This is a genomic window from Pseudomonas sp. UBA6323 (assembly GCF_002439135.1).
Lineage (GTDB): Bacteria > Pseudomonadota > Gammaproteobacteria > Pseudomonadales > Pseudomonadaceae > Aquipseudomonas.
The window spans coordinates 1-12,272 of sequence record NZ_DJSX01000065.1 but is presented as its reverse complement, the minus strand read 5'-3'; the positions used below and the strand labels follow the sequence as shown (position 1 = coordinate 12,272).

Genomic DNA, 12,272 nt, shown 5'->3' with positions numbered 1-12,272 from the left:
CCCACTCAGCGGCGCGCACTGTAGATGCGAAAGCCCTCGGCGTCGGCCAGGGTGCGGCAAGGGCCGAGGTGGCGCTCGATCAGTGGCGGATACTTGAGAAAACTGTTGGCCACCAGGCGCAGCTCGCCACCCTTGAGCAAATGGCGCGCAGCCTGGGCCAGCAGGTTCTCGCTGGCCTGATAGTCGGTGTGCACGCCCTGATGGAATGGCGGGTTGCTGACGATGGCGCTCAATCCTTCAGGTGCAGATTCTATCCCGCTGCCGGCGATCAGGTTGGCCGACAGGCCATTGCGTGCGAGGGTCAGGCGGCTGCTTTCCAGGGCGAAGGCATCGACGTCCAGCAGGCTCAGCTCGCTGGCCGGGTAACGCCGTTTGAGGGCGACGCCGAGCACGCCGGCACCGCAACCGAAGTCCAGCAGGTGGCCGGCCGGCAGGCCGTCCAGGTGTTCCAGCAGCAGTGCGCTACCGCGATCGAGTCGGCCGTGGGCGAACACGCCAGGCAGGGTGACGATCTCCAGTGCGCCATCGGCCAGTTGCAGTGAGTAGCTTTGCGCGAGGGCATGCAGGTCGGGAGCCTGCGGCGCCTGCTCTACCTCGACGCACCAGAGCTGGCAGTGCCGTGCGCTGTCGAGTTTGCGCGGTTTGCCATAGGCGGCCAATTGCTTCGAGGCGCGCTCGATGCCACCACGTTTTTCTCCGACCAGGTACAGAGGCTTGCCGGCCAGGCGCGAAGCCAGGGCTTGCAGCAGGTAGTCGGTCAGCTCGCGTGACTTGGGCAGGAACAGCACGGCGGCGCGGTAGTCACCTTCGGGCATTTGCGTGTCGAACTGACTGCGGCCGGCAAAGCGCGCGGCGAGCTGCGCCTGATCACCTGCATGCCAGGTCCAGCCGTGCGCCTGCGGCAGTGCGCCGAGCAGGTCGTCGGCCGGCAGGCCTGCCAACAACAGCTCGCCTTCGAACAGCTCGGCCTGACGCAGGAGAACTTCGCTTCGCGAATCCATGGTGCTTCCTGAAATCTGTGATGCGGAAATAAAGGCCCGGGGAGCGCGAAACCGGAGCATTGCCGCTAAGCGCAACGCTGGCCCGTCGCTCCCTAAAAAGCTGCGCAGCTTACCCGACCACTCGCAGCGGTGCACCGGCGAAGAAGCCGGCTGCGTTCTCGACCATCTGGCCAACGATGCGCTGGCGCGCTTCCTGGCTGCCCCACGCACTGTGCGGGGTGATGATCAGGCGCGGGATGTCGGCAGCCAGTAGCGGATTGCCGTCCTTCGGTGGCTCCTGCAGCAGTACGTCAGTGGCTGCGCCGCCCAGGTGGCCGCGGCGCAGCGTATCGGCCAGCGCCTGTTCGTCGACCAGGCCGCCACGAGCGGTGTTGATCAGGAACGCGCGTGGTTTCATCAGCGCCAGCTCCTGCGCGCCGATCAGATTGCGCGTCTGCTCGTTGAGCGGGCAGTGCAGGGTCAGGGCATCGACCTGCGGCAGCAGTTCGTGCAGTGGCAGGCGATCGGCGCGCGCCGGGCGACCGGGCAACTGGCCGAGCAGTACACGCATGCCGAAGGCTTCGGCCAAGCGGGCGACGGCGCCGCCCAGTTCGCCATGACCGAGCATGCCCAGGGTCTTGCCCTCGAGCTCGACGATGGGGTGATCGAGCAGGCAGAACTGGCTGGCCTGCTGCCAACGACCGGCGGCGATATCGCGCTGGTAATCCGGCAGGCGCGTGGCCAGGGCCAGCAGCAGCATCAGGGTGTGCTGCGCCACCGATGGTGTACCGTAGCCCTGACAATTGCAGACGGTCACGCCATGGGCGCTGGCCGCTTTCAAGTCGACATTATTGGTGCCGGTGGCAGCCACCAGCACCAGCTTCAGTTCGGGGCAGGCGGCGAAGGTGGCAGCGTCCAGCGCCACCTTGTTGCTGATGGCGACCTGCGCGCCTTGCAGGCGTTCGGCGACCTGATCCGGACGCGTGTGGGCGTGCAGGGTCAGCTCGGCGAACGCCTGATGCAGCGGTTGCATGTCGAGGTCGCCAAGGTCGAGGGAGGCGTGGTCGAGGAAGACGGCGCGTGGGCTGTTGCTCATCAGCTGTACCTTTTCGCAGGAGGGTCGCAGGAGTAGATTGGCGAGCCTACCAGACCTTCATCGTCGATGCGGAGCCGCCATGTACTGGAGTGAATTTCTCACCGTTGCCCTGATTCACCTGCTGGCAGTGGCCAGCCCCGGGCCGGATTTCGCCATCGTCGTGCGTGAGAGCGTCGGCTACGGTCGCCGCGCCGGCTTGTTCTCGGCTCTGGGGGTGGGTACCGGTATTCTGGTGCACGTCACCTATTCACTGCTCGGTATCGGCCTGATCGTGTCGCAGTCGATCGTCCTGTTCAATGCATTGAAATGGCTGGCGGCCGCTTATCTGCTCTACGTCGGCTTCAAGGCGCTGCGTGCGCGTCCGGCCGATCCGGCCAGCGCCGAGCCGAGTCTGGTTGCAGGCGAGCGCAGTGGCCGCGGCGCCTTCGTTACGGGATTCATCACCAATGGCCTGAACCCCAAGGCGACGCTGTTCTTCCTGTCGCTGTTTACCGTGGTGATCAACCCGCATACGCCGGTGGCGGTGCAGGCCGGTTATGGCCTGTATCTGGCACTGGCCACCGCGTTCTGGTTCTGCCTGGTGGCCTGGCTGTTCAGCCAGCAACGTGTGCGCGCCGGCTTCGCCCGCATGGGGCACTGGTTCGACCGGCTGATGGGGGCAGTGCTGGTGGGGATCGGTGTGAAACTGGCGCTGACCGAGATGCGCTAAAGAAAGAGCCCCGCGACTGCGGGGCTCTTTCGTAACGGATGGGCTTACAGCAGTTCGATGGCTACTGCAGTGGCTTCGCCGCCGCCGATGCACAGCGAGGCGATACCGCGTTTGCCGCCTTTCTTCTGCAGGGCGTTGATCAGGGTGAGGATGATCCGCGAGCCGGTGGAGCCCACCGGGTGGCCCTGGGCGCAGGCGCCGCCGAAGACGTTGACCTTGGCATGATCCAGGCCGTGCTCGCGCATGGCGAGCATGGTCACCATGGCGAAGGCTTCGTTGATCTCGAACAGATCGATCTCATCCTTGCTCCAGCCGGTCTTCTTCAGCAGGTTGCTCATCGCGCCGATGGGGGCCAGGGTGAACTCGCTCGGGTCCTGACTCTGGGTCGCATGCGCAACCACCTTGGCCAGCGGCTTGAGACCGCGCTTGGCGGCTTCATCAGCAGTCATCAATAGCAGTGCGCTGGCGCCGTCGGAAATAGAACTGGCGTTGGCGGCGGTGATGGTGCCGTCCTTCTTGAAGGCGGGTTTGAGCGCAGGAATCTTGTCCAGGTTGGCCGTCAGCGGCTGTTCGTCATCCTTGACCACCACCTCACCCTTGCGCGAGGTGACGGTGACCGGGACGATCTCCGCGTCCAGCGAGCCGTCCTTGATCGCCGCCTGCGCGCGGCGCAGCGATTCGATGGCATAGGCGTCCATTTCCTCGCGGGTGATGCCGTACTGGTCGGCCGTTTCCTGGGCGAAGGAGCCCATCAGGCGGCCAGTGCGCGCGTCTTCCAGGCCGTCGAGGAACATATGGTCCTTGATCTCGCCATGGCCCATGCGCAGGCCGGTGCGGGCCTTTTCCAGCACATAGGGCGCGTTGGACATGCTTTCCATGCCGCCGGCGATCATTACCTGGTTGCTGCCGGCCTTCAGCGAGTCGAAAGCCATCATCACCGCCTTCATGCCCGAGCCGCACAGCTTGTTGATGGTGGTGCAACCGGTGGCAGAGGGCAGTCCGGCATTGAGCGATGCCTGGCGGGCCGGACCTTGCTTGAGACCAGCAGGTAGTACGCAGCCCATGATCACTTCCTGCACGTCGGCCGGCTCGATACCGGCACGCTTGACTGCCTCGCGAATGGCAGCAGCGCCCAGCTCGACAGCTGGCACGCTGGCCAGGCTGCCTTGAAAACCGCCCATGGGAGTGCGGGCGCCGCTGACGATGACGATATCGGACATGGTGTTACCTCTAACGAGAGTTTGGCTTGGTGCAGCCGTTTTCAGAACTGGCTGATTGTCTCGATTCTAGCCTGTGACCAAAAGTGGCCATAGGGTCACATGGCAAATCATTCTTTGGGCTGATTTAGCTGTGCATGAGCCGCTCTAGAGTCGCTGCATACCTATTCCTAGCGTGCCTCAAGGTGGCTTCATGCTGCAGACTCGACTTATCCCTCCCGCCAACAACGCCCACGCCTATCCGCTACTGATCAAGCGTCTGCTGCTATCCGGCAGCCGCTATGAGAAGACCCGCGAAATCGTCTATCGCGACAAGCTGCGCTACAGCTATGCCACCTTCAACGAACGTGTCGCCCGTCTGGCCAACGTGCTCAGCCAGGCGGGGGTCAAGGCCGGTGACACCGTGGCAGTGATGGACTGGGACAGCCACCGCTATCTGGAGTGCATGTTCGCCATCCCCATGCTCGGCGCGGTGCTGCACACCATCAACATTCGCCTGTCGCCGGACCAGATCCTCTACACCATGAACCACGCCGAAGACCGCTTCGCGCTGGTCAACAGCGAGTTCGTGCCTCTGTACAACGGTATTGCCGGGCAATTGACCACTGTCGAGAAGACCCTGCTGTTGACCGATGGGGAGGACAAGAAGGCCGACCTGCCGAACCTTGTCGGCGAGTACGAAAGCCTGCTGGCGGCGGCCAGCCCGCATTACGACTTCGCCGACTTCGACGAGAACTCGGTAGCCACTACCTTCTATACCACCGGCACCACCGGCAACCCCAAGGGCGTGTACTTCACTCATCGGCAACTGGTGCTGCACACCCTGTCGATGGCGACCACCATGGGTGGCCTGGACAGCATCCGTCTGCTGGGCAACGACGATGTCTACATGCCCATCACGCCGATGTTCCATGTGCATGCCTGGGGCGTGCCCTATGTGGCCACCATGCTGGGTGTCAAACAGGTGTATCCCGGTCGCTATGAACCGGACATGCTCTGCCGCCTGATCAAGGAAGAGAAGGTCACCTTCTCCCACTGCGTCCCGACCATTCTGCAGATGGTGCTGGGCGCACCAGGTGCGCAGGGCCATGATTTCGGCGGCATGAAGATGATCATTGGCGGTAGCGCGCTCAATCGCTCGCTGTACGAAGCGGCGAAAGAGCGGGGTATTCAATTGACGGCGGCTTATGGCATGTCCGAGACCTGCCCGCTGATCTCCTGTGCCTACCTCAACGAGGAACTGCGCGCGGGTAGCGAGGACGAGCGCACCACTTACCGGATCAAGGCCGGTATTCCGGTGCCGCTGGTGGAGGCTGCGATCATGGATGCCGAGGGTAAGCTATTGCCGAGCGATGGCGAATCCCAGGGCGAGCTGGTGCTGCGCGCGCCCTGGCTGACCCAGGGCTATTTCCGTGAGCCTGAGAAGGGCGAAGAGCTTTGGGCACATGGTTGGCTGCACACCGGCGATGTGGCGACCATCGACGGTATGGGCTTCATCGAGATTCGTGACCGTATCAAGGATGTGATTAAGACCGGAGGGGAATGGATTTCGTCGCTGGAGCTGGAAGACCTGATCAGCCGGCACCCGGCCGTGCGTGAAGTGGCCGTGGTCGGCGTGCCGGACCCGCAGTGGGGTGAACGCCCGTTCGCGCTCCTGGTGCTGCGCGACGAGCACGGGCTGGATGCCAAGGGCCTGAAGGAGCACCTCAAACCCTTCGTCGAGCAGGGCCACATCAACAAGTGGGCGATTCCCACGCAGATCGCGCTTGTTACTGAAATTCCCAAGACCAGTGTCGGCAAACTGGACAAGAAGCGCATCCGCGTGGAAATCGCCCAGTGGCAGGAGGCTGGCAGCGCATTCCTGTCCACGCTGTGAGGTGCGAATTGACTGGGCGGTGAAAGTGACCGCTCAGTCAAACAAGCGTTTGGCTTGCTAATTGCTGTTTCACGTCCATGCTTGGCTAGGGGCAGGGTCTGAAACCTGCGAGCCAGAGTGGCTGGGGGCTGCAAATCACACTTTCGAGGGATCAAGCAGTACCACCTGCTGGCTATAGTCCAAGCATCCATAACAAAAAACACATGGAGTAGCGTCGATGACAACAAAAACAAAACCCTACTGGCGCCTGGCAAAACTGCCGCTGGCCGTCAGCCTCGCTTCCACCCTTGCCGCTCCGGCATTCGGCGTCACTTTCAATATCGGTGAGATCGAAGGGCAGTTCGATTCGTCGCTGTCGGTGGGGGCGAGCTGGTCGACCGCCAAACGGGATCGTGACCTGATCGGTTCGTCCAATGGCGGTACCGGCTTCACCCAGACCGGTGACGACGGCCGCCTGAACTTCAAGCGCGGCGAGACCTTCTCGAAGATCTTCAAGGGTATCCACGATCTTGAACTTAAATACGGCGACACCGGCGTATTCGTGCGCGGCAAGTACTGGTATGACTTCGAACTGAAGGACGAAAGCCGCCTTTTCAAGGACATCAGCGATAGCAACCGCAAGGAGGGAGCACAGTCATCGGGGGCCGAGATTCTCGACGCCTTCATCTACCACAACTACGCGATCGGTGACCAGCCTGGATCGGTACGTCTGGGCAAGCAGGTGGTGAGCTGGGGTGAGAGCACCTTCATCATCAACGGCATCAACGCGATCAACCCGGTCGACGTCGCCGTCTTCCGCCGCCCAGGTGCCGAGGTCAAGGAAGGCCTGATCCCGGTCAATATGCTCTATGTGGCTCAGAGTCTGACCGACCGGTTGTCTGCCGAGGCCTTCTACCAGTTGGAGTGGGACCAGACGGTCGTCGACAACTGCGGTACCTTCTTCGCCGTCGACGTGCTGCAGGATGGTTGTGCCAGCAACTACCATGTGCAGAGCTATCCCGCGGGACTGGCCGGCGCCCTGGGCGCCGTGGGAGCCGCCGGCAGCTCCGAGGGTGTCATGCTGCGCCGTGCCGGAGACAACGATGCGCGCGACAGCGGCCAGTGGGGCGTGGCCCTGCGCTGGCTGGGCGACGAGGCCGAATACGGCCTGTATGCGCTCAACTACCATAGCCGCACGCCGAACGTGAGCTACATCAATGCCGATGCGGCATCCATTGCCGCCATCGCGACTACCGCGGGAGGTCTTCCGGCGGCTTTCCAGACGCCATTCGTTTCCCTGGGCCTGCTGGGAACCGGCAGCTACTTCCTGGACTACCCGGAAGACATCCGCCTGTATGGCGCCAGCTTCTCGACCACCCTGCCCACCGGCACCGCGTGGCAGGGCGAGATCAGCTACCGGCCGAACATGCCGCTGCAGATCAATACAGTCGACACTACCGGCTGGTTGGCCAGCGGCATCGGCGGTGCGCTGGCCGTCGGCAACGTATCGGCGGCGCTGGCCCAGGCCGGGCAGGCGCACCGAGGTTACAACCGCAAGGAAGTCACCCAGTTGCAGACCACCTTCACCCACTTCATCGATCAGGTACTCGGCGCCGAGCGGATGACCCTGGTCGGCGAGATCGGCTACACCCGCATCGGTGGCCTGGAAAGCCTGGACAAGGTACGTTATGGCCGCGATGCGATCTACGGCGGTTACAACGATGCGAGCGCCATCGCCATGAACGGCCGGCATGGCTTCTACACCTCCGGCTCCTGGGGCTACCGGGCGCGTGGCATCCTCGACTACAACAACGTGTTCGCCGGTATCAACCTCAAGCCGAATGTAGCCTGGTCCCATGACGTGGACGGCTATGGGCCGGTGTTCAACGAAGGCGCCAAGGCCATCAGCATCGGACTCGATGCCGAATACCAGAACACCTACACCACCAGCCTCTCCTACACCAACTTCTTCGGCGGCGACTACAACACTTTGGTCGACCGCGACTTCCTGGCCGTCAGCTTCGGCGTGAGCTTCTAAATGCGAACGAGGAATAAGGACACTATGCAGATGAACGTGAAAAAAAACCTGTTGCAATCCGGCGTGCTGACCCTGTCTCTGCTGGCGACCGGCGTGATGGCGGCCGTATCGCCTGACGAGGCTGCGAAGTTGGGCAAAACCCTGACGCCGGTAGGCGCCGAGATGGCCGGTAATGCCGATGGCTCGATCCCGGCCTGGACTGGCGGCCTGCCGGCCAACGCCGGTGCGGTCGATCCGCGTGGCTTTTTGGCCGATCCGTTCGCCAACGAGCAGCCGCTGTTCACCATCACCGCGCAGAACGTCGACCAATACAAGGACAAGCTGACCCCTGGCCAGTTGGCCATGTTCAAGCGCTACCCGGAAAGCTACAGGATGCCGGTCTTCCCGACCCACCGCTCGGCCAATCTGCCGGCTGCCGTGCTGGAGGCGACCAAGCAGAACGCGGTTAACACCAAAATGGTGCAGGGTGGTAACGGCCTGGAGAACTTCCAGACCGCCAACCCCTTCCCGATTCCGCAGAACGGCCTGGAAGTGATCTGGAACCACATCACCCGTTATCGTGGCGGTAGCTTGCGTCGCGTGGTAACCCAGGCGACTCCGCAGCCGAATGGTTCCTACTCGCTGGTCTACTTCCAGGAAGAGTTCACCTTCCGCGATGCCCTGACCGACGTCGATGCGAGCAAGGAAAGCAACGTCCTGTTCTACTTCAAGCAGCGCGTAACCGCGCCTTCGCGTCTGGCTGGTAACGTACTGTTGGTACACGAGACGCTCGATCAGGTGAAAGAGCCGCGTCTGGCGTGGCTGTACAACGCCGGTCAACGTCGCGTGCGCCGTGCGCCGCAGGTGTCCTACGATAGCCCGGGCACCGCAGCTGACGGCCTGCGTACCTCGGACAACCTCGACATGTACAACGGTGCGCCGGATCGTTACGACTGGAAACTGGAAGGCAAGAAGGAGATCTATATCCCCTACAACGCCTACAAGCTCGATTCGCCCAGCCTGAAGTACTCCGACATCATCAAGGCTGGCCATATCAACCAGGACCTGACTCGTTACGAGCTACACCGTGTATGGCACGTGACTGCGACCCTGAAGTCGGGTGAGCGCCACATCTATGCCAAGCGTGACTTCTACATCGACGAGGACACCTGGCAAGCTGCTTTGATCGACCACTACGATGGCCGTGGCACCCTGTGGCGCGTAGCTGAGGCGCATGCCCAGTACTACTACGACAAGCAAGTGCCGTGGTACACCGTGGAAACCCTGTACGACCTGCTGTCCGGTCGCTACTCGGCCCTGGGTATGAAGAACGAGGAGAAACAAGCCTACGACTTCAACTACAAGGCATCCAGCAGCGACTACACTCCGGCGGCGCTGCGCCAGGCAGGCGTGCGCTAAAACCTGCCTCAGGCAACACGATGAAGCCGGCCTTGTGCCTAATGCCAGTCAGTTAAGCCGTTGCACTCGATCTTTGTAGGAGCCGGCTTGCCGGCGATCCGCCATAAAAAGCATCGCCAGCAAGCTGGCTCCTACGAAAAGCGCCCCCTCTACTGCAAGTAGGAGGGGGTGGTGACGAACTTATCTGATCAGCATTAGGCCTTGTGCCGGCTTTTTCGTTACGGACTGTAGCGGGCGCTTCAAATGGCCATTGCAAGTCGCTAGGCTGGGTCCAGATCGAGCCCGCCGATGCACATAGAAGACTTCCAAGAATAGGCCGATGACAGATCTCTCCCGCTCGCCAGGTTTTCCCTGCACGCCGGCCACGCCGGTGGAAGCGCGTTTTTATCGTCCGCCGCTGCCGGCAGGACATATGCCGCGGCCCAGACTGTGCGAGCGTCTTGAGAAGGGTCTGCAAGGGCGATTGCTGCTGGTCAGTGCGCCAGCAGGCTTTGGCAAAAGCTCGCTGGCCATCGAGTTCTGCGAACGACTACCCGATCACTGGCACAGCCTCTGGCTCGGTCTCAGTGAACGCGACCATGATCCGGGGCGTTTTCTCGAGCGTTTGCTGCAGGGCTTGCAGCAGTTTCACCCTGGTCTGGGCGAAGATGCTCTCAGCCTGCTGAAAATGCGCCAGCGTCACCAGCCTTTCGCATTCGAGCAGTGGCTCGATGGTTTGCTCGATGAACTGACTCAGCAACTCGACGATGGCCAGCCGCTGTTGCTGGTGCTGGATGACTACCACCTGGCGCAGGGGCCGGTGCTCGATCGTTGCCTGCAATTCTTCCTCAATCATTTACCGCCTGGCGTGCTGCTGCTGGTCACCAGTCGCCAACGGCCGGACTGGCATCTGGCGCGCCTGCGTCTGTCGCGGCAACTGCTCGAACTCAACGAACAGGATCTGCGCCTGACCGCTGCCGAGCTGGACGCATTGTTGGCGAGCCAGGGCGCACGCCTCGAACGGCAGCAGGTCAGCGGGATCCTGCAGCGCAGCGAGGGCTGGATCGCGGGCTTGCGCCTGTGGCTATTGGCCGCCGAAGAACTGGCGGAGACGGGCGAGGCGCTGCAACTGCACGGCGGTGAAGGGCTGATTCGTGACTATCTGCTCGAAGAGGTCATCGAGCGGCAGCCCGCCGAAGTGCAGCAGTTTCTTTACGACACCGCCTGCATGGAGCGCTTCTGTGCCGAACTGTGCGATGCGGTTCGTGACAGCCATGACAGTGCCGCGATCATCCGCCAGTTGCAGGCCAATCAGGTGTTCCTGGTGCCGCTCGACGAGCAGGGACGCTGGTTTCGCTACCACCATCTTTTCTCCGATCTGCTCAATGCGCGCCCTGCCGACGGGGTAAGTCGTTCGCGCGGTAGTGCTCACCTGCGGGCCTGCCGCTGGTTCGCTGCGCAGGGCATGCTGGATGCCGCCATCGAGCAGGCGCTGTTGGCGGGGCAGGCCGATGTCGCTGCCAACCTGGTGCAGAACCTTTCCGAGGAGCAGATGCTGGCAGAGCAGAACATCGCCATGCTGCTGCGCTGGAAAACCAACCTGCCGGATGACCTGCTGGCCAGCACACCGCGGCTGATCATGCTCTATGGCTGGGCACTGGCGTTGGCCTGTCAGTTGGATGCCGCGCAGGAGCTGCTCGATCAGCTCGGGCGATTCCTGCCGGCTACCGAACCAGCCGCCCAGCGCAGCCTGCTGGCGCAGTGGCAAGCACTTGATGGGGTCATCGCCCGTGGCCGTGGCGATGGCGCGCGTGCCGAGCAGCAATGCAGCGAGGCATTGGCCGGTTTACCGGCGGAGCGTTATGGTCCGCACTTCATGTGCCTGTCGGCCTTGTCCAACCTGGCTATGGTGCGCGGCGACCTGTGGCGCGCGCGCGGGTTGAACCGCGACGCGCTGGAATTGGCGCAGCGTATCGACAATCCCCTGTTCGAGGCGCTGGCACATTATGAGCGCGCCCGGGTGTTGCAGGCCCGTGGCGAAGTGCTGCGCGCGCAGGATGAGGTGCATCAGGGATTGTTGCTGGTGCAGCGTTTGCCTGCGCAGCGCAGCTATTCCGTGCGGGCGCGCTTGACTATCTATGAGGGCTATCTGCTCAGCCTTCGTCTGCAGCCTCAGGCCGTCGAGCGTTTGCGTGCCGGGGTCGCCGAGGCCAGGGCCTGTCGCGATGTCGGTGCGCTGATCGGTTACTGCGTGCTGGCCAGCCTCGAAGGCCGTGATGGCCGCTCCGCCGAGGCTTTTGCCCTGCTCGGCGAGGCCGAGCGCCTGATGCACGTCTGGGATGTGCCGGCGATTTACTACCTGGCGATGATCACGCTGATGAAATGCGAGTTGTGGTTGCGCCAGGGGCAAGTCGAGCTGGCGGCGGCCTGGCTACCGCAGTTGGCAGAAACCTACGGCGAAGGGCGTGCGCTGGCGCCGGAGTTCCACCCGCAGTTGGCGCTGCACATCGATCTGCAGCAGGCCGCTCTGGAGCGTCTGCAGGGAGGGGTGGAGAGTGTCGAGCGGCGTCTGCGCGCCTTGCAACAGCGAGCACAGGGATTGGGCGGCCAACTGGTTGGCTTGGCAGCGCAGGCGCAGCTTGCCCAACTGCTACGGCAGACCGGGCGGGCGCGCGNNGGCGCAGCAACAGCTCGACAGTTGTCTTGATCTGGCGCAGGGCGGTGCGCTGCTGCCGTTCATCGAACTGGTGCAGCATCAGCCGCAGTGGCTACGTGAGCGCTTGCAAGAACGTACATCGTCCTGTCAGGTACGTGATGCCTTATTCGCACAACTTCCCACGCAGCAGCCTATCGACGATTTGCTGGAAGCCGAGCAGGAGCCGCTTACCGAGAAGCTCAGCGGCCGCGAACTGGCGGTACTGCAGCTGATTGCGCGTGGCTGTTCGAACCAGGAGATCAGCGAGCGTCTGTTCATCTCCCTGCACACGGTCAAGACCCATG

At 62.7% G+C, this 12,272-nt stretch carries 7 protein-coding genes and 1 pseudogene; 5 read left to right on the top strand and 3 right to left on the bottom strand.

Annotation, left to right across the window (positions count from 1 at the left end; translation table 11 throughout):
- Positions 1–5: 5 nt before the first annotated feature.
- Complete coding sequence (locus B3P22_RS14705; RefSeq protein ID WP_296271474.1) at positions 6–1,001, bottom strand: class I SAM-dependent methyltransferase; 996 nt, start codon at positions 999–1,001, stop codon at positions 6–8.
- Between the two features lie 109 nt (positions 1,002–1,110).
- The gene (locus B3P22_RS14700) at positions 1,111–2,076 is read right to left on the bottom strand and encodes a 2-hydroxyacid dehydrogenase (protein WP_296271473.1); all 966 of its coding nucleotides are present in this window, start codon (positions 2,074–2,076) and stop codon (positions 1,111–1,113) included.
- Between the two features lie 79 nt (positions 2,077–2,155).
- On the opposite strand from B3P22_RS14700, the gene B3P22_RS14695 reads away from it, so the two are divergent.
- Positions 2,156–2,785 (top strand): LysE family translocator, encoded by a 630-nt coding sequence (locus B3P22_RS14695; RefSeq protein WP_197855384.1) that lies wholly within the window; start codon positions 2,156–2,158, stop codon positions 2,783–2,785.
- 44 nt (positions 2,786–2,829) lie between these two features.
- On the opposite strand, the gene B3P22_RS14690 is transcribed toward B3P22_RS14695, so the two are convergent.
- On the bottom strand, positions 2,830–4,005 hold the full coding sequence (locus tag B3P22_RS14690) for a thiolase family protein (RefSeq protein ID WP_055986993.1): 1,176 nt from the start codon (positions 4,003–4,005) through the stop codon (positions 2,830–2,832).
- Between the two features lie 190 nt (positions 4,006–4,195).
- Between B3P22_RS14690 and B3P22_RS14685 the strand changes: the two genes are divergently transcribed.
- The 4 genes and pseudogenes from B3P22_RS14685 to B3P22_RS14670 form a co-directional block, all read left to right on the top strand.
- Complete coding sequence (locus tag B3P22_RS14685) at positions 4,196–5,878, top strand: fatty acid--CoA ligase (protein WP_296271472.1); 1,683 nt, start codon at positions 4,196–4,198, stop codon at positions 5,876–5,878.
- Positions 5,879–6,095: 217 nt separating this feature from the next.
- Positions 6,096–7,895 (top strand): DUF1302 domain-containing protein, encoded by a 1,800-nt coding sequence (locus tag B3P22_RS14680; protein ID WP_296271471.1) that lies wholly within the window; start codon positions 6,096–6,098, stop codon positions 7,893–7,895.
- A 30-nt stretch (positions 7,896–7,925) separates the two neighbouring features.
- Positions 7,926–9,293, top strand: coding sequence for a DUF1329 domain-containing protein (locus tag B3P22_RS14675; RefSeq protein WP_296271470.1), 1,368 nt, complete (start codon positions 7,926–7,928; stop codon positions 9,291–9,293).
- 319 nt (positions 9,294–9,612) lie between these two features.
- Positions 9,613–12,272 (top strand): annotated as a pseudogene (locus B3P22_RS14670) (LuxR C-terminal-related transcriptional regulator); the annotation flags it as partial.